Genomic DNA, 25,449 nt, shown 5'->3' with positions numbered 1-25,449 from the left:
CTCGGAAATGGTCGGACAGTGCAAGCCGCCACTATGCCCACGGCAAGCTGAACCATCGCTGAACGAACACCAGCAAATGGCCTTCGGCCACTTCGCCGACGCAACTCCTGAAAAACCCGGCGGTCTTCTCCCTGTGACAGGACGCCGCCCCGCACAGAAAAAATCTGCTGCGACCACTTGGGAACTCGCCCGAGAGGCCATACTCTGTCGCGCAAATTCCCATGAGGTGGCTGATGCGCACCGACGCTCCCGTTCCAGAACATCCCGCTCCACCCAGCTCTCCCGCGTCCCCACAACGCATCCGGCTGATCGATCGGATTACCGCCTACCGCCAGCCCATCGGCCTGGTCTTCACCTTGCTGCTGTTCGGCCTGGCGCTGGTGGCCTGCTACCACCTGCTACGGGAGATCGATCCCGGCGCCCTCCACGATGCCATCGCCGACGTGCCCAGGCCGGCGCTGCTCGGCGCCCTGAGCGCGACCGCCCTCGGCTTCGTCATCCTGCTCGGCTACGAGTGGTCGGCCAGCCGCTTCGCTGGCGTCACGCTGCCCATGCGCAGCCTGGCCACCGGCGGCTTCAGCGCCTTCGCCATCGGCAATGCGGTAGGCCTGTCGCTGCTTTCCGGCGGCTCCGTACGCTACCGACTGTATTCCCGGCATGGCATCGGCGCTGCCGAAATTGCCCGGATGACGCTATTTGCCAGCCTTTCCCTGGGCTGCGCACTGCCGGTGCTGGCGGCACTCGCCGCACTCTGCGACCTCGACGATGCGGCGTCGGCGCTGCACCTGCCCCGCGCCCTGGTCGCCGTCATCGCGATCGCCGTCCTGTCGCTGGCTGTCGGCCTGGTGGCGTTCCTGGCCCGGCACCGCCTGCCGGGAGAACGGCCGTCCCCCGACAGCCTGCTGGTCCGCCTCGGCCGCCGCAGCCTGCGCCTGCCAGGCCTGCGCCTATCGCTGCTGCAACTGCTGATCACCGCCCTCGACGTCGCCGCCGCCGCTACCGTCCTTTATCTGTTGCTGCCGGAAACCCCACCCTTCGCGGCGTTCCTGCTGGTCTACCTGCTCGCCCTGGCCGCCGGCGTACTCAGCCACGTACCGGGCGGAGTCGGGGTGTTCGAGGCGGTGCTGCTGGCCGCGTTCGCCGGCCAACTGGGCGCCGCGCCGCTGGCCGCGGCCCTGCTCTTGTACCGCTTGATTTATGTGGTGCTGCCACTGCTGCTGGCCTGCCTTTTGTTGCTGTTCCTCGAAGCGCGCCGGTTGTGGGTGACGCGCCAGGCGATTCGCGTCGCCTCGGGTTTCGCCGCACCGATCCTGGCGATCCTGGTCTTCCTCTCCGGTGTCGTGCTGCTGTTTTCCGGCGCCACACCGGCGATCGACACCCGCCTGGAACACCTCGGTTTCCTCATTCCACATCGCCTGATCGATGCCTCGCACCTGGTCGCCAGCCTGATCGGCGTGCTCTGCCTCCTGCTCGCGCAGGGTTTGCGCCGACGGCTGTCGGCCGCCTGGGCCCTGACCCTGGTGCTGTTGCTGGTGGGCGCCCTGCTTTCGCTGCTGAAAGGCTTCGACTGGGAGGAAGCCAGCCTGCTGAGCCTGACCGCCGCGCTGCTCGCCATGTTCCGCCGCTCCTTCTACCGTCCCAGCCGGCTGATGGAAGTACCCTTCTCGCCGCTTTACGTAGGCGCCAGCATCTGCGTGGTCGGCGCCTCGGTCTGGCTGCTGCTGTTCGCCAACCAGGACGTGCATTACAGCAACCAGCTCTGGTGGCAGTTCGCCCTGGACGCCGACGCCCCGCGCGCCCTGCGCGCCGCCCTCGGCAGTTGCCTGCTGCTCCTGGCCCTGGCCCTTGGCTGGCTGCTGCGCGCGGCACCGCCGGCGATCCGCGAGCCGAACGCGGAAGAGCTGCAGCGCGCGGCGCGGATCATCCGCCACTCGGACCAGCCGGATGGCGGCCTGGCCCTGACCGGCGACAAGGCCCTGCTCTTCCATGAGAGCGACGACGCTTTCCTCATGTACGCCCGCCGCGGTCGCAGCATGATCGCCCTGTACGACCCGATCGGCCCGGCCATGCAGCGCGCCGAACTGATCTGGCAGTTCCGCGACCTCTGCGACCTGCACCATGCCCGCCCGGTGTTCTACCAGGTGCGTGCCGAGAACCTGCCGTTCTACATGGACATTGGCCTGACCGCCCTCAAGCTCGGCGAAGAAGCGCGAGTCGACCTGCTGCGCTTCGACCTGGAGAACAAGGGCAAGGAAATGAAAGACCTGCGCTACACCTGGAACCGCGGCCAGCGCGACGGCCTGGCCCTGGAGTTCCATGAACCGGGCCAGGCTCCGCTGGACGAGCTGAAGGCGATATCGGACGCCTGGCTGGGCGGCAAGCAGGTGCGCGAGAAAGGCTTCTCCCTGGGCCGCTTCACCCCGACGTACCTGAACTTCTTCCGCATCGCCATCGTCCGCCACCAGGGCAAGCCGGTGGCCTTCGCCAACCTGCTGGAGACCGACAGCCGCGAACTGGCGAGCCTCGACCTGATGCGCGTGCACCCGGACGCGCCGAAGCTGACCATGGAGTTCCTCATGCTCGGCCTCATCCTCCACTACAAGGCCCAGGGCCACGCGCGCTTCAGCCTCGGCATGGTGCCGCTGGCCGGGCTCCAGCCAAGGCGCGGCGCGCCGTTGACCCAGCGCCTGGGCGCGCTGGTCTTCCGGCGGGGCGAACAGTTCTACAATTTCCAGGGGCTGCGACGCTTCAAGGACAAGTTCCAGCCCGACTGGGAACCCCGCTACCTGGCCGTGCCAGCCGGGCTCGACCCGCTGGTGGCCCTGGCCGATACCGCCGCGCTGATCGCCGGCGGCCTGACTGGATTGGTGAAACGCTGATATGTCTGTCGTGAAACGTCACTGGCGCCGTTTTCTGGTCGCCGCCCTGGTGCTGATCGTCGGTGCCGCCCTGCTGCTCTGGAGCCGACCGGCGGCCCAGGCGAAACTGGAAGCCCTGGACCTCGACGACGGCGGCCACGCCACCCTTGCCGAACCCGGCGAGAAGCCGCGCTCGCGGGTGGTGGTGATCGCCGCCCCCGAACAGCAACTGAACGACGCCCAGATGCTGAACCTGGCTCACGACAGCGCCGCCCGGGTGATCCAGTACTTCCCCCCGGAAAACGGCGATTGCAGGGCGCAGCAGTCCCGGCTCGAAGCGGTCATTGCCCACCTCGGCGGCAAGCCGAACCTGGTCGCCGGCATCGGCCCGGGCTCGACCACCGCCTGGCGCTGGCTCGCCAGCCAGGACGACGACAAGGCCAAGGCGCTCTCGGTCGGCTTCGACATTGCCCTGGCCGAGCGCGACTGCGACGCCCCGCTGCCGCACCAGGCGTCGCACGGCCAGTGGCTGCTGGCCTGGAACGACAACCCGGACGACGACACCGCAGTCTTCGTCCGCAAGCAGTCGAGCGCGGAAACCAGCATCAGCGACTACGACACCCCGCTGTCCGACGTGCTCGCCCATCAGTTGCGCCTGCAACTGCAAGGCAACGCCGAGGCCCTGCCGGTACTCGAGGTCCCCGCGGCGAAACCCTCGGACATCGTCACCCTGTTCTATTCCGGCGACGGCGGCTGGCGCGACCTGGACAAGGACTCTGCCGAGCATATGGCCAGCATGGGCTACCCGGTGGTCGGCATCGACACCCTGCGCTACTACTGGCAACACAAGAGCCCGGAACAGAGCGCCGCCGACCTCTCCAAGCTGATGCAACACTACCGCGAGAAGTGGGGCGCGAAACGTTTCGTCCTGGCCGGCTACTCGTTCGGCGCTGACATCCTGCCGGCGATCTACAACCGCCTGCCCGGAAAGGACCAGCAGCAAGTGAAAGCCATGCTGCTGCTGGCGCTGGCGCGGACCGGCAGCTTCGAGATCGAAGTGGAAGGCTGGCTGGGCAAGGCCGGCGAGGAAGCCGCCACCGGCCCGGAAATGGCCAGGTTGCCGGCAGCCAAGGTGTTCTGCATCTATGGCGCCGAAGAAAAGGACGAAAGCGGCTGTACCCAATCCCAGGCCGTCGGCGAGAAGCTCGAACTGCCGGGCGGCCACCACTTCGACGAGGACTACCTGTCCCTGGCGAAGAAGATGCTCCAGGCCATCCGCGACCGCGAGAACGCTCCCGACGCCTGATCGCGATCAAGCTCTCCCCGCTCCGCCCTTCTTGTCCCCGGCCGGCGCCAGCTAGACTGAGCCTGCCGGGGGCATTCAGGCTGGCTTCAGCGGAGCCGCCGAGAATACCGGCCGACCCGCCGCAGAGCGGGCTCCCGAGAGCCGAAGAGAAGGAACCGTGATGAGCTGGAAAAACACCGAATCCCGTTATGGGAGCCTGACCATTGCCCTGCACTGGCTGACCCTGCTGCTGATCGCCGGGGTCTACGCCTGTATCGAACTGAAGGGCAATTTCCCCAAGGGCAGCGAAACCCGCGAACTGCTCAAGCAATGGCACTTCATGCTTGGCCTGAGCGTTTTCCTGCTGGTCTGGTTGCGCCTGCTGGTGCGCCTGGCCACCCCTACCCCGCGCATAGAGCCCGCCATCCCCGCCTGGCAGGCGACGCTGGCCAGGCTGATGCACTACGCCCTCTACCTGATGATGATCGGCCTGCCCTTCGCCGGCTGGCTGATCCTCAGCGCCGCCGGCAAGCCGATACCGTTCTTCGGCCTGGAGCTACCGCCGCTGGTCGACAAGAACCCCGACCTCGCCGGGCAAATCAAGGAATGGCACGAAACCATCGGCAACGCCGGTTATTTCCTGATCGGCCTGCACGCCGCCGCGGCGCTCTTCCATCACTTCGTCAGCCGCGACAACACCCTGGTACGGATGCTGCCGCAACGGCGCTGAGAAACGCGCAAAAAACGCGCCCAATCGGGCGCGCTTTTTTGCAGCGGAGCGGATCAGATCTCGACCTGGGTTCCCAACTCGATCACCCGGTTGAGCGGCAGGTTGAAATAGCGCAGGTTGCCGTTGGCGTTCTTCAGCAGGAAGGCGAACAACCCCTCGCGCCAGCGCGCCATGCCGATGCGCTTGGATGGAATCACCGTCTCCCGGCTGAGGAAGTAGGTGGTGCGCATCGGGCTGAAGTCCAGTTCGTTGAGATGGCACAGGCGCAAGGCAGCCGGGATGTCCGGTTCTTCCATGAAGCCGAAGTGCAGGATCACCCGGAAGAACCCGTCGCCATAGGCCTCGACCTCGAAACGGCGATCCGGCGAAACCCGTGGGCTGTCTTCGTTGACCACGGTGAGCAGCACCACCTGCTCGTGCAGCACCTGGTTGTGCAACAGGTTGTGCAGCAGCGCGTGAGGCACCGCGTCGGTACGCGCGGTAAGGAACACCGCGGTCCCCTGGACCCGGTGCGGCGGCTGCACGCGCATGCTGGAAATGAACACCGAGAGCGGCAGCGAGCCCTCGTCGAGACGCTCCACCAGCAGTTGGCGGCCACGCTTCCAGGTGGACATCAGGATGAAGATGACGATACCCGCGATGACCGGGAAGGCGCCGCCCTGGATCACCTTGGGCAGGTTGGCGGCGAAGAACAGGCTGTCCACCGCGAGCATCACGCAGAAGAACGGGACGCCCAGCCACAGCGGCCATTTCCACAGGCGCCAGATCACCACGCCCATCAGCAGGGTGGTGATCAGCATGGTTCCGGTCACCGCCACGCCGTAGGCAGCCGCCAGCGACGCCGAGGACTCGAAGCCGAGCACCAGCAGGACCACGCCGACCATCAGCGCCCAATTCACCCCGCCGATGTAGATCTGCCCCTGCTCGTGGCTGGAAGTGTGCTGGATGGTCATCCGCGGCACGTAGCCGAGCTGGATGGCCTGGCGGGTCAGGGAGAAGGCGCCGGAGATCACCGCCTGGGAGGCGATCACCGTGGCCAGGGTGGACAGCGCCACCATCGGCAGCAGCGCCCAGCCCGGCGCCAGCAGGTAGAAGGGGTTGCGCGCCGCCTCGGCGTTGGAAAGGATGGTCGCGCCCTGGCCGAAGTAGTTCAGCACCAGCGCCGGCAGCACCAGCAGGAACCAGGCACGGGCGATCGGCTTGCGACCGAAGTGGCCCATGTCGGCGTACAGCGCCTCGGCGCCGGTCAGCGCCAGTACGGTGGCGCCGAGGATGGCGACACCGATGCCGGGATGCGAGCTGAAGAAACGCACGGCCCATACAGGGTTCATCGCCTGCAGCACTTCCGGCTGCTGGATCACCCCGTAGACGCCCAGCGCCGCCAGGGCGCCAAACCAGAGCACCATGACCGGGCCGAACAGGATGCCGATCCGCGCGGTGCCGTGCTTCTGGATCAGGAACAGGCCGATCAGCACGATAAGCGCCAGCGGTACCGTCCAGTGCTCCAGGCCGTCGAAGGCGATCTCCAGCCCTTCTACCGCCGACAGTACCGAGATCGCCGGGGTGATCATGCTGTCGCCGTAGAACAGCGCCGCGCCGATCAGGCCGGCAACCACCACGAAGGTCTGCAGCCTGCCGAACGGCGCCGCCGCCCGGCGCGCCAGGGCCGACAGCGCCATCACCCCGCCCTCGCCCTGGTTGTCGGCACGCAGGACGAAGATCACGTACTTGATGGAAACGACCCAGACCAGCGACCAGAAGATCAGCGACAGCACGCCAAGGACGCCATCGTGGTTGGCCTGCACCCCGTAGCCGCCGATGAAGACCTCTTTCAGGGTATACAAGGGACTGGTGCCGATATCCCCATAGCAGACTCCAACCGCCCCGACCATCAGGCCGATGGCAGAGCTGGAATGCCCCTCCGACGTCTCCTCGGCACGCGTCGCTGCATCACTCATGAAACGCTTTCCCCCGGAAAAATTCGGCAAATGCTGCGCCCATGCCGTCCGCGATGCAAGCGCCGAGGCCACGGACTGCTATGACTATAGAAGGCCGGGGAGCCGATTGCCGAGCGCCCGCGGTGAGTTTTTCCAGGGCCGGAAAAGAGCTGCACGGGAGACTGGAAAAGCCGCGGCGCTGCCGCTAGAATTGCGCACTTTTTGATCAGAGGCGCCAGCAAGCGCGCCCGCCTACCGAGGTTAGCCATGTCCACCCCCACTCCCAAAGTCGGCTTCGTCAGTCTTGGATGCCCCAAGGCGCTGGTCGACTCCGAGCGCATCCTCACCCAGCTGCGCATGGAAGGCTATGAGGTCGTTCCGACCTACGAAGACGCCGACGTCGTGGTGGTCAACACCTGCGGTTTCATCGACAGCGCCAAGGCCGAGTCCCTGGAAGTGATCGGCGAAGCCATCGCCGAGAACGGCAAGGTCATCGTCACCGGCTGCATGGGCGTGGAAGAGCACGCGATCCGCGACGTGCATCCAAGCGTGCTGGCGGTCACCGGCCCGCAACAGTACGAGCAGGTGGTTACCGCGGTGCACGAAGTGGTGCCGCCGAAGACCGAACACAACCCGCTGGTCGACCTGGTCCCGCCGCAAGGCGTCAAGCTGACCCCGCGCCACTACGCCTACCTGAAGATTTCCGAAGGCTGCAACCACAGCTGCAGCTTCTGCATCATCCCGTCCATGCGCGGCAAGCTGGTCAGCCGGCCGGTCGGCGACGTGCTGAGCGAGGCCGAGCGCCTGGTCAAGGCCGGGGTCAAGGAACTCCTGGTGATTTCCCAGGACACCAGCGCCTACGGCGTGGACCTGAAGTACAAGACCGACTTCTGGAACGGCCAGCCGGTCAAGACCCGCATGAAGGAACTCTGCGAGGCGCTGAGCAGCATGGGCGTGTGGGTTCGCCTGCACTACGTCTACCCGTACCCCAACGTCGACGACGTGATCCCGCTGATGGCCGCCGGCAAGCTCCTGCCGTACCTCGACATCCCCTTCCAGCACGCCAGCCCGAAGGTGCTCAAGGCCATGAAGCGCCCGGCCTTCGAGGACAAGACCCTGGCCCGGATCAAGCAGTGGCGCGAGATCTGCCCGGAACTGACCATCCGCTCGACCTTCATCGTCGGCTTCCCGGGCGAAACCGAAGAAGACTTCCAGTACCTGCTCGACTGGCTGACGGAAGCCCAGCTCGACCGCGTCGGCTGCTTCCAGTACTCCCCCGTCGAAGGCGCTCCGGCCAACGAGCTGGGCCTGGAGCCGGTGCCGGACGAGGTCAAGCAGGACCGCTGGGAACGCTTCATGGCCCACCAGCAGGCGATTTCCGCCGCTCGCCTGCAGCTCAAGGTGGGCAAGGAAATCGAAGTGCTGATCGACGAAGTCGACGAACAGGGCGCGGTCGGCCGCTCCTGGGCCGACGCTCCGGAAATCGACGGCAACGTGTTCGTCGACAGCGACGAGCTGAAGCCGGGCGACAAGGTCCGCGTGCGCATCACCGATGCCGACGAGTACGACCTCTGGGCCGAGCTGGTCTGAGCCTCCCTGAAGAGCCCCGCCCCGCGGGGCTTTTCATCGCCAACCGTTCCGGAGAGCACGATGCTCAACAACGACGTACTACGCAGCCTGCGCTACCTGCTGGATCTTCCCGATGCACATCTGGCCGAACTGGCCGCCCCGTTCGGCGAGCAAGTCGAAGCGGACCTGCTCGAGGCTTACCTGAAGAAGGAAGACGAAGACGGCTTCCAGGCCTGCCCCGACCGCTACCTGGCGCGCTGCCTGGACGGACTGATCATCCAGCGCCGCGGTCGCGACGAGTCGCGTCCGCTACCGCCGCTGGAGCTGCCGTTGAGCAACAACATGATCCTGAAGAAGCTGCGGGTCGCCTTCGAACTCAAGGAGGAAGACCTCCATGCCATCCTCGACAGCGTCGACTTCCCGGTCTCCAAACCCGAGCTGAGCGCCCTGTTTCGCAAGCCCGGCCACAGCAACTACCGGACCTGCGGCGACCAGTTGCTGCGTAACTTCCTCAAGGGCCTGACCCTGCGCGTCCGTGGCTGAACGCGCGGAGCCACTGCTGGCGGTTCTGCTCCAGGCGCCGCCCTGCGTCGACCCCTGGTTCCTGGAGTGCCGCCAGGATCGCGCCGGCCTGACCATCCTCGTCCGCGACCTCGCCAACCAGCGCACCTGGCGCGTCGAGTTCGTCGAAGTCGAAGGCCTGCGCCAGCTCGACGCTGCCGACCTGCTGGAATTCTGGCCAGCCTGTGCGGCATCCGAGGGTTGGCTGTACCGGGTCGAGCAAGGCGGCTGGCTGGACCAGGAATGCCGTCGCGAGGGCTTCGTCGCCCGCGAGACCAAGGCCGTCGACGAGTATTTCGTCAATGGCGGCGATCGCTGCCTGAGCGTGCTGTCCTGGTCGCCACCGAAGGTTTCCCCGCTGATCTGACCGCCATGAAAAAAGCCGCCCGTGGGCGGCTTCTCGCGTGGCGCTCCGGCTACATCAGGAAGATCGTCGCCAGGCCGAGGAAGATGAAGAAACCGCCGCTGTCGGTCATCGCAGTGATCATCACGCTGGAGCCCATCGCCGGATCGCGTCCGAAACGATGCAGGGTCATCGGGATCAGCACTCCCATCATCGCCGCCAGCAGCAGGTTCAGGGTCATCGCGGCGGTCATCACCACGCCCAGTTCCCAGTTGCCGTAAAGATAGAAGGCCACCACGCCGATCACTCCGCCCCAGGCCAGGCCGTTGACCAGCGCGACGCCAAGCTCCTTGCGCAGCAGGCGGTTGCGACTGTTGCTGGTCGGCTGTACCTGGTCGAGCGCGATGGCGCGGACGATCATGGTGATGGTCTGGTTGCCGGAATTGCCACCGATGCCGGCAACGATCGGCATCAGCGCGGCCAGCGCCACCAGTTTCTCGATGGAGCCTTCGAACAGACCGATCACCCGCGAGGCGACGAAGGCGGTGATCAGGTTGGTGGCCAGCCAGGCCCAGCGGTTGCGCACCGACTTCCAGACCGAGGCGAAGATGTCTTCTTCTTCACGCAGACCGGCCATGTTGAGGACTTCGCTTTCGCTTTCCTCACGGATCAGGTCGACCATCTCGTCGATGGTCAGACGACCGATCAGCTTGCCGCCCTTGTCCACCACCGGCGCGGAAATCAGGTCGTAACGCTCGAATGCCTGGGCGGCGTCGTAGCCGTCCTCGTCCGGGTGGAAGGTCACCGGGTCAGTGGCCATGACTTCCAGCACTTGCTTGTCCGGATCGTTGACCAGCAGGCGCTTGATCGGCAGCACGCCCTTGAGCACGCCGTCGTAGTCGACCACGAACAGTTTGTCGGTATGCCCGGGCAGTTCCTTCAGGCGGCGCAGGTAGCGCAGCACCACTTCCAGGCTGACGTCCTCGCGGATGGTGACCATCTCGAAGTCCATCAGCGCGCCGACCTGGTCCTCCTCGTAGGACAGCGCCGAACGCACTCGCTCGCGCTGCTGCGCGTCGAGGCTTTCCATCAGTTCGTGGACCACGTCGCGCGGCAGTTCCGGCGCCAGGTCGGCGAGTTCGTCGGCGTCCAGGTCCTTGGTCGCGGCGATGATCTCGTGGTCGTCCATGTCCGCGATCAGGGTTTCCCGGACCGCGTCGGAGACTTCGAGGAGGATGTCGCCGTCGTCCTCGGACTTGACCAGCTGCCAGACCGTCAGGCGGTCGTCCAGCGGCAGCGATTCGAGGATGTGGGCGATGTCGGCGGGGTGCAGTTCCTCCAGCTTGCGCTGGAGTTCTACGAGATTCTGCCGGTGGACGAGGTTTTCCACCCGGTCATGGTGCTGGCCTTCCTGACGATGGGTCAGGTCCTCCACCACCTTGTGGCGATGCAGCAGCTCGACCACCTGCGCTAGGCGGTCCTGCAGGCTTTCCTGCGGCTTCTTGGCTTCTACTTCGGTCATAGCGCGCTCCACCCCCAGTAGCGGAGCACGCCAAAGGGGTCAATCAGAAACGTGATTGGTCAAACGGGAAACTGTTCGAGTTTCTACTGGGTAAGTCCATGGGGGTGTTCCAAGGGCCCTCTCGGGGCAGATACGGATAATGATAACACTCCGCTTGCGTTTTGCGCGTTACAAAATGGCGGCAAGAACAAGCGCTTGCGGCACAAAGTTCATCGTCACTCGACGCCTGACTGCGACGCCGGAAATTTCACTCAGGACACTCGGCCCCGCGGAAAAAGGGAACGCGTTAGCCTGCACTCACCCTTATCCGACCCGGAGTGCCGGCCATGCGTTCCCTGTCCCTCCTTCTCCTCCTCTCGCTGGCGTCCACCTGCGAGGCCGCTGCGGTATTCCGCTGCGAAGACGCCAGCGGCCATGTCAGCTTCACCCAACTCGGTTGCCCCGCCGGGCAGGCCGGCGAGACCGTCGTGGCGGACAACCCGCCGCCGGGAGGCAGGAGCGTCACGCCGAGGGCCGAGACGAAGACGAAAAAGGCGTCCATCGGCCGGAAAAGCGTGCCGCTCGCGGTGATCGGAGAAAGAGAAGATCGCTGCGGCAGACGCCTGGACGAGAAGGAACGCCGCAAGGCGATCGTGGAGCAGCGGATCATGGCGGGAATGACCCGCTCCGATGTGGAGCGGGCGCTGGGCAAGCCGGACCGGGTCAGCGGGAACAATGCGGAGGTGCGTTATCAGTACAAGGCCGACAAGCGACGGGGAGCGAGAAGCGTGAGCTTCGATCAGGAGGGATGTGTGAAGGGAAAGGGAAGGTACCGGGTGGAGCGAGTCGATCCCGGGAGCTAAGGCCGGGCCGTCCTCATACCGATGAAAGCAGGACCGGCATCGCCCTTAGCGTGCCGGGCAGGGTGTCGCCCTGCCTGCATGGAAAAGACGGACGACAGTCTTCAGCAACCTACCGCCTGCCCGCCGCGCACGCCTCTGGCTGGCGGTTATGGTCAGGCTCAATCCTCTTTCTGCGGTTCGCCGGGCAACAACGCGCGTGATGAACAGACCGCGATACAGGTGGAATCCCGTTTGCACGTCCACCGTTTCGGAAGCGCCTTGCAGTGAAGTCAAGGCAGCGATGCCCTTGCGCACACGGCACTCGTTCAACGCGCGGCTGCCTCCCTCCATCGGCAGCAAGGAGGGCAACGGCTCGCCAGCGGGCGCATGGTCGACAATGCTGCCGACGATGGTGATGAGCTGGTCGCCGCGCGCGCTGACGGCAGCCTGCGCGAGGTTTTCGGAAATCACCGCATCCAGGCGAACGATGCCGACGCGACGACTGATCAACATGACCATGGATCTCTCCTCTATGTATGGATGGCATCGCTACGATGCATCGCAACGACCTCTAGGAAGCCGTTCCACCCGTCCCCCCGGAGGCCTGCCCGGGAGCGGTGCGCTCGAGGTCGACGAGCAGCACGTGTTCGTGAGCGAGAACAAGGTCGAAACGAGCCTGCCCCAGCGCCTGGCCATCCTGCACGACGGACAGGTTTTCGATGGGTGTCAGGCACAGCAGGCTGGCCTTCAGCACGCGCAGGCGCTCGCCGGCATTGCCTGACTGCAGCAGGCAGCGGGCATCCTGCAGGTACTGGTGCGCCTCGGGACCATGCCAGGTCAGGCGAAAGATGCTCTCGCAACTGGCCAGCAGGGACTCCTGCTCGCCACTGGCGGAAAACTCCCGCCGCACCTTGCCAAGCAGGCTCGAGGACTCCAGGCGCAAGGTCATGAAGGGGATGGCCGGCGGGGCCAGCAGTTGATCGGCATCGATGACGCTGCCGGCGGGCAGGCCGAACAACTGCCGCAACGTTTCGCGCAGGGCGGCGTGATCCAGGCGCACGGTTGCACTGGACATGGCGAACTCCTTTTCAGGATGGATGGATGACGGACAGGCACCGACGCGGCGGATACAACCGCCGGCCAGGCCGGAGCGAAGTACGTTCGTTCAATGCAGGCGCAGGACCCGCGCCAGGTTGCCGCGCGCCTGCAACAGCAGGACCAGCAGCACCAGCAGTACCCCGAGCATCCACGGCGAGAGGTGCTCGGCACGATACAACCCGGCCACTATTCCCAGCGCCTGGCAGCCGGTGCACAACGCCAGCAGGTAGGCGCACAGGGAAACGCCGGGCCGGAAACGCGCGCCGGCGCGGCGATAGGTGATCAGGCGCATGCAGATCGCCGAGCAGACCAGCACGGTCAGGGTGGACAGCGGATCAACCATCGGACTTGCCTCCCCGGCGGCGCAACAGCCCGCGCATCCAGCTGGGCAGTTCGCCGCCACGCATCCACTCGAGCATGCCGATGCCGCCGGTCACGCAGAGGGTCGCGGCGACGAAGGCGGCCATGCCGCTGGTCTGGGTCAATCCGCGGCCGAGCGCCTCGATTCCGGCGTAATAGCCGCCGACCCAGGACACCAGCAGGTAGCCGAGGCGGGTCAGGGCGTTGTAGTCACGGGCGAACACGACAAAGAAGATGGCGCCGCCGAAGCCTCCCAGCAAGGCGTTGCCATCGATACCCGGCAGGTACATGGCCAGGCCGACGCCAGCCATTGCGCTGGCGGCGGAGGCCGCAGAGCTTGGCTCGGACATGGATGACTCCCGGAAATGCAAAGGCCCGCCGAAAAGGCGGGCCCGGAACGGCCGAAGCCCGCATCGGCGGGCTTCGGCCAGAGGAATTTCAATCGTGGAGAATTTATACCTTTATCGTCCCATAGCGTCAATATGGGAAAACCCGTTTTCATACAGAAATTTTTTTAGCGCTCGCCCACGATCCCCACCTCCGCCATCGGCTCCTCCAGCCGCTGCAAGGCCTGGCGCAGCAAAGCGACGACCCGCTCGCGCCATTCCTTGTCCCAGCGATGCAGGGTGCTCTTCGACAGCCCGCTGAGTCGCTCGATCTCGCGGATGCTCGACGGCGGACGACGGAACATGCGCATCAGCAAGGCCAGGGTTGCCCGCTGCTCGATCGGGTCGGCCCCGGGCTTCAGCCAGTCGCGCAAAGCCGCCAGGCCAAGGACGAAATCCCGCCCGCGGGCGAACTCGGCCCGCACCACCGCCAGCTCCAGTGGGTGCGCAGCCAGCTGGCGCTGGGCGAAACGCACGGTCATCACCGCCTGGGCCTGCCATTCGTGCGGACTCAAACCGCTGGGCAGGTGTTCGATGAAGCTGCGATCGAAGCGCTCGCGCAGGCCATCGATCACCATCGCCGTCGACGACTTCGGTCCCGGCTGGTGCTCGAACATCCAGTAGGCCACGGCCAGCGCCTGCTCGGTACTTTGAAACATGGTATTCCCTCCTTGGCCGGCCCACCTGGCTGGCCGCTCGCATTAGCCACCCGCAGTGGCTGTGTTGGGCCGCCGTCCTACCCGAGGTGAGTAGGAAAGCGCTGAAATTATGGTAATACCCATATACGGAGGCTTGCAATGCCACAGGCACACCCTTAGTCTTGCCCCCTATGGAACTCAAAGATCGCATCAAGGCGGCGCGCAAGCACGCCCATCTCAGCCAGGTCCAGCTTGCCCAGGCGGTAGGCATGACCCAGACCTCCATTTCCGATCTGGAGCGCGGCAAGTCCCGCGCCACCAGCTTCGTCGCGCAGATCGCCGGCGCCTGCGGCGTCAACCCCCTGTGGCTGGCGGAAGGTCGTGGCGAGATGCTCGCCGAGCGCGGCCAGGCGAATGCAGGACCCAATGCCAGTTGGCTTGGCGCAGTAGAGTCATGGGACGACGAAACGCCCCTGGATGCCGACGAGATCGAACTGCCCTTCTACAAGGAGATCGAGCTGTCCGGCGGCAAGGGCAGCACGGTGATCCTGCAGACCGGCGGGCGCAAGCTGCGCTTCGGCAAGTACACCCTGCGCAAGAAGAACATCGATCCGGCCAGTGCCGCCTGCGTCACGGTCAGCGGCAACAGCATGGAGCCGGTGCTGCCGGACGGCAGCACGGTAGGCGTGGACACTAGCGCGCGGACGATCAAGGACGGCGACATGTACGCCTTCGACCACGACGGCCAACTGCGCGTTAAACTGCTTTACCGCCTTCCAGGCGGCGGCCTGCGCATTCGCAGCTTCAACAGTGACGAGCATCCGGACGAGCGCTACGAGCCCCAGGAAGCCGCCGAGCACATCAACGTGATCGGCCGGGTGTTCTGGTACTCGGTGCTGGTCTGACCCCTTCCCGCCCCGCCTGACGACGGGGCCGCGTTCCGGCGGAAGAAAAATCCCGGGCAAAGAAAAAAGGGCCTGCATTGCTGCAGGCCCTTTCGGTATGGCGCACTCAGGAGGATTCGAACCTCCGACCGCTCGGTTCGTAGCCGAGTACTCTATCCAGCTGAGCTATGAGTGCGTGTCGGTGCTTTTTCCGGCCACCTGCCGGTAACGCTTGTTTTACCGTGAAAGACCGCAACTGTCGATCCTTCGCTCGCCGAGCCCCTGACGAGAGGAACCCTTCGAAATATGGCGCACTCAGGAGGATTCGAACCTCCGACCGCTCGGTTCGTAGCCGAGTACTCTATCCAGCTGAGCTATGAGTGCGTCGTGGGGGCGCATTATAGATTGTGGATTTTATCCGTCAAGCGATTTTTTCAATCAAATCAGTAACTTAGTTACCAAGATGGCTTTCGCCGCCTGAATCAACCTCTAACACTTGAATGGCGGAGAGGGGGGGATTCGAACCCCCGACACCCTTTTGAGGTGTACTCCCTTAGCAGGGGAGCGCCTTCGGCCACTCGGCCACCTCTCCGCAACACGGGGCGCATGATACCCATCTTTACCCCGTTTGCAAAGGGAAAATTAGATAAAAATTAATGGTTTGGCTCTTGATCTTTCTCTTTCTGGATGCGCTGGTAAATTTCCTCCCGGTGTACGGCGACTTCCTTCGGCGCGTTGACGCCGATGCGCACCTGGTTCCCTTTGACACCCAGTACCGTCACGGTGACGTCGTCACCTACCATCAGGGTCTCTCCGACCCGACGAGTCAGAATCAGCATTCCTTTCTCCTCACGCGAATATTTCAGGACAACAGTCTGCAAAAAAGAAATGGCGGCGGATCCGCAGAAATCAAGAGCGCGATCCTTCACCCAGTATTGACCAGTCCCGCCGGAATGAAAGTTCCTGCCAAACGGTCAAAAACGACAAAAGGCGCGGGGTTGCCGCGCCTTTCGCCTGCCAGCGTCACTCACCCTGTCGCGCCGGCGCGTCGAGCTCGAACGCCGTGTGCAGAGCACGTACCGCCAGTTCCAGGTACTTCTCTTCGATCACCACGGAAACCTTGATTTCCGAGGTGGAGATCATCTGGATGTTGATGCTTTCCTTGGCCAGCGCTTCGAACATGCGGCTGGCCACGCCGGCGTGCGAACGCATGCCGACGCCGACGATGGAAACCTTGGCGATGTTGGTGTCGCCGATGGCTTCGCGCGCGCCGATGTTGGCGGCGGTCTGCTTGAGGATTTCCAGGGCGTTCAGGTAATCGTTGCGATGCACCGTGAAGGTGAAGTCGGTGGTGTTATCGTGCGCCACGTTCTGCACGATCATGTCGACTTCCACATTGGCGGCACTGATCGGCCCGAGGATCTTGAAGGCCACGCCGGGGGTATCGGGTACGCCACGGATGGTCAGCTTGGCTTCGTCGCGGTTGAAGGCGATGCCGGAGATGATCGGCTGTTCCATGGATTCCTCTTCATCATCGATAGTAATGAGGGTGCCCGGACCCTCCTGGAAGCTGTGCAGCACGCGCAGCGGAACGTTGTACTTGCCGGCGAACTCGACCGCCCGGATCTGCAGCACCTTGGAACCGAGGCTGGCCATTTCCAGCATTTCCTCGAAGGTGATCTTGTCCAGCCGACGGGCCTGCGGCACTACGCGCGGATCGGTGGTGTAGACGCCGTCGACGTCGGTGTAGATCTGGCATTCGTCGGCCTTCAACGCCGCCGCCAGGGCCACCCCGGTGGTATCGGAACCGCCGCGGCCCAGCGTGGTGATGTTGCCGTTGCCGTCGACGCCCTGGAAACCGGCGACCACCACTACCCTGCCGGCCTTGAGGTCGGCGCGGATGTGGGTGTCGTCGATGTGCAGGATGCGCGCCTTGGTGTGCGCACTGTCGGTGAGGATACGCACCTGGTTGCCGGTATAGGAGACCGCCGGCACGCCGCGCTTGATCAGGGCCATGCTGAGCAGGGCGATGGTCACCTGCTCTCCGGTCGAGACCATGACGTCCAGTTCGCGCGGAACCGGCTGCTCCATGATCTGGTTGGCCAGGCCGATCAGACGGTTGGTCTCGCCGCTCATGGCGGATACCACCACGACGACGTCATCGCCCGCTTCGCGGAATTTCTTCACCTTCTCGGCCACCTGCTCGATACGCTCGACGGTGCCGACGGAGGTCCCTCCAAACTTCTGTACGATCAAAGCCATTTCAAACCGCCTGATTCCGTGAAGGGCGCCCTTTTGAACCTGCCACATTCTTTCGCTACCCGGACTGGCGGGGCGCACCGCCGGCCGGGCATCAAGGGGCGCTGGCCGCCCGGCCCCGCGTCGCTCTGGCGCGGAGCCGGCATGGCATCAGAGCCCTTGCTCGACGAAGCGCTGGGCCAGGGCCAGGGCCTCGTCCAATTTCGCTGCATCGGTGCCGCCGCCCTGGGCCATATCCGGGCGTCCGCCACCTTTGCCACCAACTGCCGCCGCGGCTTGCTTCATAAGCTCGCCGGCCTTCAGTTGGCCGGTCAGGTCCTGGGTCACGCCTGCGACCAGTACGACCTTCCCGTCCAGCTCGCCGCCGAGCAGGATCACTGCGCGGCCGAGCTTGTTCTTCAACTGGTCGACCAGCGCCAGCAGCGCCTTGCCGTCCAGACCATCGAGGCGCGCGGCGAGTACCTTCGCGCCCTTGATTTCCACCGCCGCCGCCGAAAGGTCGTCGCCGGCCGCGCTGGCAGCCTTGGCCTTGAGCTGTTCCAGCTCCTTCTCCAGCGAGCGGTTGCGCTCCAGCAGGGCGCCGAGCTTGTCCAGCAGGTTGTCGCGGCTGCCCTTGACCAGGCTGGCGGCTTCCTTGAGCTGCTCCTCGGCACCGTTCAGGTAGGCCAGCGCCGCCGCGCCGGTGACCGCCTCGATACGGCGTACGCCGGCAGCCACGCCACCCTCGCTGGTGATCTTGAACAGGCCGATGTCGCCGGTGCGGGATACGTGGGTGCCACCGCACAGCTCGACGGAGAAATCGCCGCCCATGCTCAGTACGCGCACCTGGTCGCCGTACTTCTCGCCGAACAGCGCCATGGCGCCCTTGGCCTTGGCGGTGTCGATATCGGTTTCCTCGGTCTCGACCTCGGTGTTGCGACGGATTTCGGCGTTGACGATATCCTCCAGGGCCTTCAGTTGTTCCGCCTTGATCGCCTCGAAGTGGCTGAAGTCGAAACGCAGGCGCTGGCTGTCCACCAGCGAGCCCTTCTGTTGTACGTGGTCGCCCAGTACCTGGCGCAGCGCGGCATGCAGCAGGTGGGTCGCGGAGTGGTTGAGCGCGGTGGCCTGGCGTACCGAGGCGTCGACCTCGGCCTTGACCGCGCCGCCGACGCTCAGGTTGCCCCGGGCGACCACGCCATGGTGCAGGTGCGCGCCGCCAGCCTTGGTGGTATCGCGCACGTCGAAGCGCACGCCAGCCGCCTCGAGGTAGCCACTGTCGCCGACCTGGCCGCCGGACTCGGCGTAGAACGGCGTCTGGTCGAGGACCACGACGCCCTCCTCGCCCTCCTCCAGGCGCTCGACGGCCTGGCCGTCCCTGAACAGCGCGACGATCTGCCCGGCGCCGGAGACGCCCTGATAGCCGAGGAAGCGGGTCTCGCCGTCGACCTTGACCAGGCTGTTGTAGTCCATGCCGAAGGCGCTGGAAGCGCGGGCGCGCTCGCGCTGGGCCTCCATCTCGCGCTCGAAGCCGTCCTCGTCGATGGTCAGCTCGCGCTCGCGGGCGATGTCATTGGTCAGGTCGACCGGGAAGCCATAGGTGTCGTACAGCTTGAACACCACGTTGCCGGGAATCACGCTGCCCTGCAGTTCGGCGAGGTCCTGTTCGAGGATCTTCAGGCCTTGCTCCAGGGTCTTGGCGAACTGTTCTTCCTCGGTCTTCAGCACGCGCTCGATGTGTGCCTGCTGTTGCTTCAGCTCGGGGAAGGCATCGCCCATCTCGGCGACCAGCGCTGCGACGATCTTGTGGAAGAAGGTGCCCCTGGCGCCCAGCTTGTTGCCGTGGCGGCAGGCGCGGCGGATGATCCGCCGCAAGACGTAGCCGCGACCCTCGTTGGACGGCAGTACGCCGTCGGCGATCAGGAAGCTGCAGGAACGGATGTGATCGGCTACCACCTTCAGCGACGGCGCGTCGTCGTTGGCGCAGCCGATGGCCTCGGCGGAGGCTTTCAGCAGATTCTGGAACAGGTCGATCTCATAGTTCGAGTGCACGTGCTGGAGTACCGCGCTGACGCGCTCCAGGCCCATGCCGGTGTCCACGCTCGGCGCCGGCAGCGGGTGCATGACGCCGTCCGCGGTGCGGTTGAACTGCATGAACACGTTGTTCCAGATCTCGATGTAGCGGTCGCCGTCCTCTTCCGGCGAACCGGGCGGGCCGCCCCAGATCTCCGGCCCATGGTCGAAGAATATCTCGGTGCAGGGACCGCAGGGTCCGGTATCGCCCATCGCCCAGAAGTTGTCGGACGCATAGGGCGCGCCCTTGTTGTCGCCGATCCGCACCATACGCTCGGCGGGCACGCCGACTTCCTTGGTCCAGATGTCGTAGGCCTCGTCGTCGGTGGCGTAGACGGTGACCCAGAGCTTTTCCTTGGGCAGGTTCAGCCATTTCTCGCCGGTGAGGAACTCCCAGGCGTAATGGATGGCGTCGCGCTTGAAATAGTCGCCGAAGCTGAAGTTACCCAGCATTTCGAAGAAGGTGTGGTGCCGCGCGGTGTAGCCGACGTTTTCCAGGTCGTTGTGCTTGCCGCCGGCGCGCACGCATTTCTGGCTGGTGGTCGCACGGGTGTAGGCGCGCTTTTCCAGGCCGAGGAAGCAGTCCTTGAACTGGTTCATGCCCGCGTTGGTGAACAGCAGGGTCGGATCGTTCGCCGGGATCAGCGAACTGGAAGCGACACGGGTGTGTCCCTTCTCTTCGAAGAAGCGGAGGAAGGCTTCACGGATTTCAGCGCTTTTCATAGGTTCTTCCACGGAAAATTGGCGGCCACGAATCGCCGGCAAAGGGCCGCATTATATCGGCCCTTGGGCAAGGTTGTAGTGTATTTGCGCGATAGTTATTGCCTATTGCCGACCTTTTCGCTTATGAGCGACGAAAGGCCGCGAAGGCATCCAGTACTTGTCCTATGGACTCGGCGGAAACGTCCAGGTGGGTGACCAGGCGCAAACGCGCCGCCGCGCTGATCCGCACCCCGCGCTCGGCGAGGAAGTCGCGCAGCGCGACCGCCCGCTCGCCGACATCGACATAGACCATGTTGGTCTGCACCGGCTCCACCGCATAGCCCAGTTCGCGCAGCCCGTCGCCCAGGCGCGCGGCGTTGGCGTGGTCGTCGGCCAGGCGTGCCACCTGGTGGTCGAGGGCGTACAGGCCGGCAGCCGCCAACAGGCCGGCCTGGCGCATCCCGCCGCCGACCATCTTGCGCCAGCGACGGGCCTTGCCGATCAGTTCTACGCTGCCGCAAAGCACCGAGCCCACCGGCGCACCGAGGCCCTTGGACAGGCACACCGACACCGAGTCGAAGTGTCGGGTGATCTCGCTGGCGTCTACGCCCAGCTTCACCGCCGCGTTGTACAGGCGCGCGCCATCCAGGTGCAGGGCCAGGCCACGCGCGCGAGTGAAGGCGCGCGCCGCGGCCAGGTAGTCGAGCGGCAGCACCTTGCCCTGCATGGTGTTTTCCAGGGCCAGCAGGCGGGTCCTGGCGAAGTGGAAATCGTCGGCCTTGATCGCTGCCGCGACCTTGTCCAGGTGGAGCGATCCGTCGGCCTCGCCGTCGATCGGCTGCGGCTGGATCGAGCCCAGCACCGCGGCACCGCCGCCCTCGTATTTGTAGGTATGCGCCTGCTGGCCGACGATGTATTCGTCGCCGCGCTCGCAGTGGGCCATCAATCCGAGCAGGTTGCTCATGGTCCCGGTCGGTACGAAGAGCGCCGCGGCGAAGCCCAGGCGCGCCGCCAGTTCGGCCTCCAGGCGGTTGACCGTGGGGTCCTCGCCATAGACGTCGTCGCCCAGTTCGGCCGCGGCCATGGCTTCGCGCATGCCGGCGGTGGGCTGGGTGACGGTGTCGCTGCGCAGGTCGATGACAGGCACGGAGGGCTCCTCGGTTCGGCGGAAAAGCCCGATCCTACGGCGCTCTACCGACAGCCACAAGGGAAGTCGGGAAATCTTCCCGGCCGCAACGGAAACGGAGCGCCGAAGCGCTCCGTCATGATCGAGAGGGAAGGCCGATACGCCTCAGAGCTTGGCCGGCACCACCAGGATTCCGGCACGCAGGCCGTTCTTCACCCGTGGATTGGGGAAGATGATGCGCGCGCCGACCTCGTCCACCACCCAGCGCGTGCCGCCGATATCCTCGGCCAGCAGGTAGCCCGGCGAGAGTTCGGTGAAGTTGGCCACGTCGTCGTCGAGGTGCAGGCGGAAGTGGTCGCTGTGCTTGATCACCTCGCGCGACACGCTGAACAGCTTGAGGCCGTCGAGCCGGGAGCCGTCCGGCTGTTCCTCGCTGCCGTCGATCAGCAGCTCCAGGCTCCGCTCCAGGCGCTCCAGGTTGACCTCCTGGTTCTCTCCGAACGGACGTGCCTTGCCCAGTTCCAGGGTAAAGGCCTCGGCGCCGAGCTGGCCGTAGGTGTAGGCGCTGAAGGTGATGCCCGGCTTGTTCTGCAACAGCACCGCCTCGATGCCGGCGTCGCGCAGGCGGGCCAGTTCGCTGCGGGAATGCTGGCGGCCCTCGGCCCAGGGGTAGAGGGCGAACTGCTCGATCTTCGAGCCGCGGATCGCGGTATGCAGGTCGTAGTGCAGGTGGACTCGCTCGGTCTTGCTGAAGAACACCTGGGCCAGGCGCTCCAGCTCGGCGGCACGGAAGGCCTCGTTGCCGCTGCCCTCCTCGTGGCGACCGTTGAACAGGCGGTTCATGTCCTGTTCGACGTAGCGCTCGCCGCGGCGGATGGCTTCGGGGTTGCCGAACAGGAAGAGGACCCTGGCGGCAGGCTTGAGGGTGCCAGCGGCGACCTTGCGGATCAGCCGTTCGAGCAGTTCGATGGGCGCGGTCTCGTTGCCGTGGATACCGGCCGAGAGCAACAGGTCGACGCCGTTATCGCGGGCGCCGATCGGCGTGACTTCCAGCGCGCCCTCGGCCAGCCAGTGCAGGCGGGTGCCGTCGGCGGTGAGCTGGATCTTCTCGGTCGGCTCGCGGCCGGCCAGGGTCAAGTCGAGCAGTTTGCCGAGGGCGAGCATGGGATGTCCTCAGTCAGTGGGTGTGGTCGCAGCCGCAGTCGGGGCCGTGCTCGTGGTCGTCGCCCTCTTCGATCGGCTCCATCTCCAGTTGCAGGCTGACCAGGTTGGTCGCCATCGGCCGCAGCAGCAGGTTGGTGTATTCGGTATCGCCGTCTTCGACGTCGACGCCGATCAGCAACTGGCCGTTGCCGGCTTGCTGGACCCACACTTCCTTGCCCTGCCAGACCACGGCGAAACGGGTGCAGGAAGTTTCCAGCTGGGTGCCGTCGGTATCTTCGAGGATCAGTTGCAGGCTATCGGACATGGTGGCGAGGCTCTCAATCGAGTTGGAAGGAATAAACCGAGCCCAGTTTAAGGATCTGCGTCAGTTCATCCAATGCCGTCCGGCACTCCAGCAGCAGTTGGGGGTCGGCCAGGTCGGTCTCGCTCAGGCGGTCGCGGTAGTGCCGGTCGACCCAGGCTACCAGCGTGTCGTACAGGCCGGCGCTCATGATCACCCCCGGATTCACCGCCGCCAGCTCCCGTTCCTGCAGCGCCACGCGCAAGCGCAGGCAAGCCGGACCGCCGCCGTTCTGCATGCTCTGCTTGAGGTCGAAGACCTTCACTTCGCGGATCGGACCGTCGTCGCCGGTGAGCTGGTCCAGGTAGTTCCAGACCCGCGGGTTGTTCCGGCACTCCTCCGGTACCACCAGCAGCATCGAACCGTCGGCCTTCGACAGCAGTTGGCTGTTGAACAGGTAGGACTTCACCGCGTCCTCCACCGCGACCTGGTCGCGCGGCACGCAGATGGCGCGGAAGCGGCCGCCGCGGCGGCCCAGCTTGTCGTGCAGTTCGGCAAGGACCTTCTCGGTATCGAGGAAGGCGTCCTCGTGATGGAACAGCACCTCGCCATTGCCCACCGAGATCACATCGTTGTGGAACACGCCCTGGTCGATCACCGCCGGGTTCTGTTGAGCGTAGACCACTCCGGCCTCGCTCAGCCCGTGCAGACGCGCGACGGCCTGGCAGGCTTCCAGGGTCTGGCGCGCCGGATAGCGTTGCGGCGCCGGGAAGCGACTGTCGAAGGCGCTGCGACCGAAGACGAAGAACTCCACGCCGGCATCGCCATAGTCCTTGCAGAAACGCGTGTGGTTGGCCGCGCCTTCGTCGCCGAACTGGCTCACTGCCGGCAGCGCCGCGTGATGGGCGAAATGCCGCTCGTCGTTGAACATCGCCGCCAGCACGCGGCTGGTGGTGGGATGCTCGATGGATCGGTGGAACTTGCAGTTCAGGTTGGCCGCGGTGAAATGCACGCGGCCATCGGCGGTGTCGGCACTCGGGCTGACCGTGGCGGCATTGGCGGTCCACATGCTCGAAGCCGAGCTGCAGGCGGCGAGGAGAGGCATCGCTTCCTTCGCCGCGCGGCGGATCACCTCCTCGTCGCTGCCGGAGAAGCCCAGGCTACGCAGCGCAGCGGTATCCGGGCGGGCTTGCGGAGCGAGTACCCCCTGCTTGAAACCCATCTCCATCAGCGCCTTCATCTTCGCCAGACCCTGCTTCGCCGCTTCCTTCGGGTTGGACACCGCCTGGCTGTTGCTTTGCGAAGCGACATTGCCGTAGGACAGGCCGCCGTAGTTGTGGGTCGGGCCGACCAGGCCGTCGAAATTCACTTCATGGGCATTCATAGGCTGATCCCGGGAGTCAGGGTGGCAGGAAGGGACACGCTGGGGCTTTCCAGCGAGGCGACCGGATAGGCGCAGTAATCGGCGGCGTAGTAGGCGCTCGGCCGGTGGTTGCCGGACGCGCCGATACCGCCGAACGGCGCGCTGCTGGCGGCGCCGGTGAGCTGCTTGTTCCAGTTGACGATGCCGGCGCGGCTTTCCACGAGGAACTGCTCGAAACGCTCGCGGGAATCCGACAGCAACCCGGCGGCCAGGCCGTACTGGGTGGCGTTGGCTTCACGGATCGCCGCAGCGAAATCGGAGTAGCGGATCACTTGCAACAGCGGCCCGAAGAACTCTTCGTCCGGTCGCTCGGCCACCGCGCTGACGTCGAGGATGCCCGGGGTCAGCAGGGCGGCGCCGTCGATCGGCTGGGTCATCGCCAGCAGCGGCTGTGCGCCCTTGCCGATCAAATGCTCCTGGGCCTTGAGCAGGTGCTCGGCGGCGCTCAGCGAAATCACCGCGCCCATGAACGGCGCCGGCTGTTCGTCGAAGCGACCGACCCGCAGGGTAGCGCTGACCGCCACCAGGCGCGCCAGCAGTGCGTCGCCCCAGGCGCCCTGCGGCACCAGCAGGCGGCGGGCGCAGGTGCAACGCTGGCCTGCGGAGATGAAGGCGGACTGGATGATGGTGTAGACGGCGGCGTCGAGGTCGGCGACCTCCTCCACCACCAGCGGGTTGTTGCCGCCCATCTCCAGCGCCAGGATTTTCTGCGGCTGGCCGCCAAACTGGCTGTGCAGCAGGTTGCCGGTGCGACTGGACCCGGTGAAGAACAGACCGTCGAGCCCACGGTGGGCGGCCAGCGCGACGCCGGTTTCGCGACCGCCCTGGACCAGGTTGAGCACGCCGGCCGGCAGGCCGGCCTGGATCCAGGCCTTGAGCGTCAGCTCGGCGACCTTCGGGGTCAGCTCGCTGGGCTTGAACACCACGCAGTTACCGGCCAGCAGCGCCGGGACGATATGCCCGTTGGGCAGGTGGCCGGGGAAATTGTAGGGACCGAATACCGCCACCACGCCATGCGGCTTGTGCCGTAGCACGGCGGTAGCGTCGGCCAGCGGACCGGATTTCTCGCCGGTGCGCTCGCGGAACGCCTGCACCGAGATCGCCACCTTGTTGACCATGCTGGTCACTTCGGTGGCCGACTCCCACAGCGGCTTGCCGGTTTCCTCGCCGATCACTCGGGCCAGCTCGTCGGCGCGGGACTTGAGGGTCGCAGCGAAGCGCTCGAGCAACTCGATGCGCTGCTCCAGCGGGCGCCGCGCCCAGGCCGGGAAGGCCTCGCGGGCGGCGCGCACGGCAGCGTCGACCTGGGTGACGTCAGCGCCGCGCCCGGACCAGACCACGCCCTGGCCAACCGGGTCGAGGGACTCCAGGGTCTCGCCCTGGCCCGCCAGCCACTGGCCGGCAATGTAATGGGTACTCATCATCGACTCCTCGGGCGCCCTCGCCGGGAC

Annotated in this window: 23 protein-coding genes and 3 tRNA genes; 8 read left to right on the top strand and 18 right to left on the bottom strand. The window is 65.5% G+C overall.

The genetic code is table 11. The features are described 5' to 3' along the window. The first annotated feature begins 233 nt into the window (after positions 1 to 233). The 3 genes from mprF to HMPREF1224_RS35305 all read left to right on the top strand — a co-directional run bounded on the left by mprF (position 234) and on the right by HMPREF1224_RS35305 (position 4,873). A complete protein-coding gene (gene mprF, locus HMPREF1224_RS35315) occupies positions 234 to 2,879 on the top strand; it encodes a bifunctional lysylphosphatidylglycerol flippase/synthetase MprF (RefSeq protein ID WP_010793889.1) in 2,646 nt (881 codons plus the stop codon). Position 2,880: 1 nt separating this feature from the next. Next, on the top strand, positions 2,881 to 4,164 hold the full coding sequence (locus HMPREF1224_RS35310) for a virulence factor family protein (RefSeq protein WP_010793888.1): 1,284 nt from the start codon (positions 2,881 to 2,883) through the stop codon (positions 4,162 to 4,164). Between the two features lie 160 nt (positions 4,165 to 4,324). Then, positions 4,325 to 4,873, top strand: coding sequence for a cytochrome b (locus tag HMPREF1224_RS35305; RefSeq protein WP_003112597.1), 549 nt, complete (start codon positions 4,325 to 4,327; stop codon positions 4,871 to 4,873). A 53-nt stretch (positions 4,874 to 4,926) separates the two neighbouring features. Here HMPREF1224_RS35305 and HMPREF1224_RS35300 read toward each other — a convergent pair whose 3' ends face one another. Further along, the gene (locus tag HMPREF1224_RS35300; protein WP_003104754.1) at positions 4,927 to 6,831 is read right to left on the bottom strand and encodes a potassium transporter Kup; all 1,905 of its coding nucleotides are present in this window, start codon (positions 6,829 to 6,831) and stop codon (positions 4,927 to 4,929) included. 246 nt (positions 6,832 to 7,077) lie between these two features. Between HMPREF1224_RS35300 and rimO the strand changes: the two genes are divergently transcribed. Genes rimO through HMPREF1224_RS35285 form a run of 3 tightly spaced genes read left to right on the top strand, consistent with a single transcriptional unit; the run spans position 7,078 to position 9,307 of the window. After that, positions 7,078 to 8,400, top strand: coding sequence for a 30S ribosomal protein S12 methylthiotransferase RimO (rimO, locus tag HMPREF1224_RS35295; RefSeq protein ID WP_003086001.1), 1,323 nt, complete (start codon positions 7,078 to 7,080; stop codon positions 8,398 to 8,400). A 60-nt stretch (positions 8,401 to 8,460) separates the two neighbouring features. Continuing rightward, positions 8,461 to 8,922, top strand: a complete 462-nt coding sequence (locus HMPREF1224_RS35290; RefSeq protein ID WP_003104756.1) for a YehS family protein — start codon at positions 8,461 to 8,463, stop codon at positions 8,920 to 8,922. After that, positions 8,915 to 9,307, top strand: coding sequence for a hypothetical protein (locus tag HMPREF1224_RS35285; protein ID WP_003085997.1), 393 nt, complete (start codon positions 8,915 to 8,917; stop codon positions 9,305 to 9,307). Before HMPREF1224_RS35290 ends, HMPREF1224_RS35285 begins: the two co-directional genes overlap by 8 nt. 49 nt (positions 9,308 to 9,356) lie before the next feature. On the opposite strand, the gene mgtE is transcribed toward HMPREF1224_RS35285, so the two are convergent. Continuing rightward, positions 9,357 to 10,805 (bottom strand): magnesium transporter, encoded by a 1,449-nt coding sequence (gene mgtE, locus HMPREF1224_RS35280; protein ID WP_003085996.1) that lies wholly within the window; start codon positions 10,803 to 10,805, stop codon positions 9,357 to 9,359. Between the two features lie 326 nt (positions 10,806 to 11,131). On the opposite strand from mgtE, the gene HMPREF1224_RS35275 reads away from it, so the two are divergent. Beyond that, the gene (locus HMPREF1224_RS35275; RefSeq protein WP_010793887.1) at positions 11,132 to 11,647 is read left to right on the top strand and encodes a DUF4124 domain-containing protein; all 516 of its coding nucleotides are present in this window, start codon (positions 11,132 to 11,134) and stop codon (positions 11,645 to 11,647) included. A 45-nt stretch (positions 11,648 to 11,692) separates the two neighbouring features. Here HMPREF1224_RS35275 and HMPREF1224_RS35270 read toward each other — a convergent pair whose 3' ends face one another. The 5 genes from HMPREF1224_RS35270 to HMPREF1224_RS35250 form a co-directional block, all read right to left on the bottom strand. After that, entirely contained in the window at positions 11,693 to 12,145 is a 453-nt protein-coding gene (locus HMPREF1224_RS35270; RefSeq protein ID WP_003159666.1) for a hypothetical protein, read from the bottom strand. A 52-nt stretch (positions 12,146 to 12,197) separates the two neighbouring features. Then, positions 12,198 to 12,701, bottom strand: coding sequence for a phage neck terminator protein (locus HMPREF1224_RS35265; RefSeq protein WP_010793886.1), 504 nt, complete (start codon positions 12,699 to 12,701; stop codon positions 12,198 to 12,200). A gap of 90 nt (positions 12,702 to 12,791) precedes the next feature. Further along, positions 12,792 to 13,067 (bottom strand): phage holin family protein, encoded by a 276-nt coding sequence (locus HMPREF1224_RS35260; protein ID WP_003085989.1) that lies wholly within the window; start codon positions 13,065 to 13,067, stop codon positions 12,792 to 12,794. Continuing rightward, positions 13,060 to 13,434, bottom strand: a complete 375-nt coding sequence (locus tag HMPREF1224_RS35255) for a phage holin family protein (protein WP_003104765.1) — start codon at positions 13,432 to 13,434, stop codon at positions 13,060 to 13,062. The genes HMPREF1224_RS35260 and HMPREF1224_RS35255 overlap by 8 nt, the downstream gene beginning before the upstream one ends. Positions 13,435 to 13,598: 164 nt before the next feature. Then, positions 13,599 to 14,129: a hypothetical protein gene (locus HMPREF1224_RS35250; RefSeq protein ID WP_003085984.1), complete on the bottom strand. Its 531-nt coding sequence runs from the start codon at positions 14,127 to 14,129 to the stop codon at positions 13,599 to 13,601. Positions 14,130 to 14,299: 170 nt separating this feature from the next. Here HMPREF1224_RS35250 and alpR point away from each other — a divergent pair, with 170 nt between their 5' ends. Further along, complete coding sequence (gene alpR, locus HMPREF1224_RS35245) at positions 14,300 to 15,013, top strand: transcriptional regulator AlpR (RefSeq protein ID WP_003085982.1); 714 nt, start codon at positions 14,300 to 14,302, stop codon at positions 15,011 to 15,013. Positions 15,014 to 15,111: 98 nt separating this feature from the next. On the opposite strand, the gene HMPREF1224_RS35240 is transcribed toward alpR, so the two are convergent. The 11 genes from HMPREF1224_RS35240 to astD all read right to left on the bottom strand — a co-directional run bounded on the left by HMPREF1224_RS35240 (position 15,112) and on the right by astD (position 25,422). After that, positions 15,112 to 15,188: transfer RNA gene (locus HMPREF1224_RS35240), tRNA-Arg, on the bottom strand. Between the two features lie 111 nt (positions 15,189 to 15,299). Continuing rightward, positions 15,300 to 15,376, bottom strand: a tRNA-Arg gene (locus HMPREF1224_RS35235). A gap of 117 nt (positions 15,377 to 15,493) precedes the next feature. Then, positions 15,494 to 15,584: transfer RNA gene (locus HMPREF1224_RS35230), tRNA-Ser, on the bottom strand. A 61-nt stretch (positions 15,585 to 15,645) separates the two neighbouring features. Further along, positions 15,646 to 15,831 carry a carbon storage regulator CsrA gene (gene csrA, locus HMPREF1224_RS35225; protein ID WP_003085981.1) on the bottom strand — a complete coding sequence of 62 codons (186 nt, stop codon included), beginning with the start codon at positions 15,829 to 15,831 and terminating at the stop codon, positions 15,646 to 15,648. 184 nt (positions 15,832 to 16,015) lie between these two features. After that, the gene (locus HMPREF1224_RS35220) at positions 16,016 to 17,254 is read right to left on the bottom strand and encodes an aspartate kinase (protein ID WP_003085971.1); all 1,239 of its coding nucleotides are present in this window, start codon (positions 17,252 to 17,254) and stop codon (positions 16,016 to 16,018) included. Positions 17,255 to 17,401: 147 nt separating this feature from the next. Further along, positions 17,402 to 20,026 (bottom strand): alanine--tRNA ligase, encoded by a 2,625-nt coding sequence (alaS, locus tag HMPREF1224_RS35215; RefSeq protein ID WP_003112602.1) that lies wholly within the window; start codon positions 20,024 to 20,026, stop codon positions 17,402 to 17,404. Positions 20,027 to 20,147: 121 nt separating this feature from the next. Beyond that, positions 20,148 to 21,152 (bottom strand): low-specificity L-threonine aldolase, encoded by a 1,005-nt coding sequence (ltaE, locus tag HMPREF1224_RS35210; RefSeq protein ID WP_003112603.1) that lies wholly within the window; start codon positions 21,150 to 21,152, stop codon positions 20,148 to 20,150. A 144-nt stretch (positions 21,153 to 21,296) separates the two neighbouring features. Further along, positions 21,297 to 22,295, bottom strand: a complete 999-nt coding sequence (gene astE, locus HMPREF1224_RS35205; protein WP_003112605.1) for a succinylglutamate desuccinylase — start codon at positions 22,293 to 22,295, stop codon at positions 21,297 to 21,299. Between the two features lie 13 nt (positions 22,296 to 22,308). After that, positions 22,309 to 22,599 carry a hypothetical protein gene (locus HMPREF1224_RS35200; RefSeq protein ID WP_003085959.1) on the bottom strand — a complete coding sequence of 97 codons (291 nt, stop codon included), beginning with the start codon at positions 22,597 to 22,599 and terminating at the stop codon, positions 22,309 to 22,311. Positions 22,600 to 22,612: 13 nt separating this feature from the next. Next, positions 22,613 to 23,959, bottom strand: a complete 1,347-nt coding sequence (gene astB / locus HMPREF1224_RS35195) for an N-succinylarginine dihydrolase (protein WP_003085956.1) — start codon at positions 23,957 to 23,959, stop codon at positions 22,613 to 22,615. Beyond that, entirely contained in the window at positions 23,956 to 25,422 is a 1,467-nt protein-coding gene (gene astD, locus HMPREF1224_RS35190) for a succinylglutamate-semialdehyde dehydrogenase (protein ID WP_003125126.1), read from the bottom strand. The genes astB and astD overlap by 4 nt, the downstream gene beginning before the upstream one ends. Positions 25,423 to 25,449: the final 27 nt, after the last annotated feature.

It is taken from the genome of Pseudomonas sp. P179 (assembly GCF_000478485.2).
GTDB classification, from domain to species: Bacteria; Pseudomonadota; Gammaproteobacteria; order Pseudomonadales; family Pseudomonadaceae; genus Pseudomonas; species Pseudomonas aeruginosa.
This window is presented reverse-complemented; position numbering and strand designations above follow the sequence as displayed.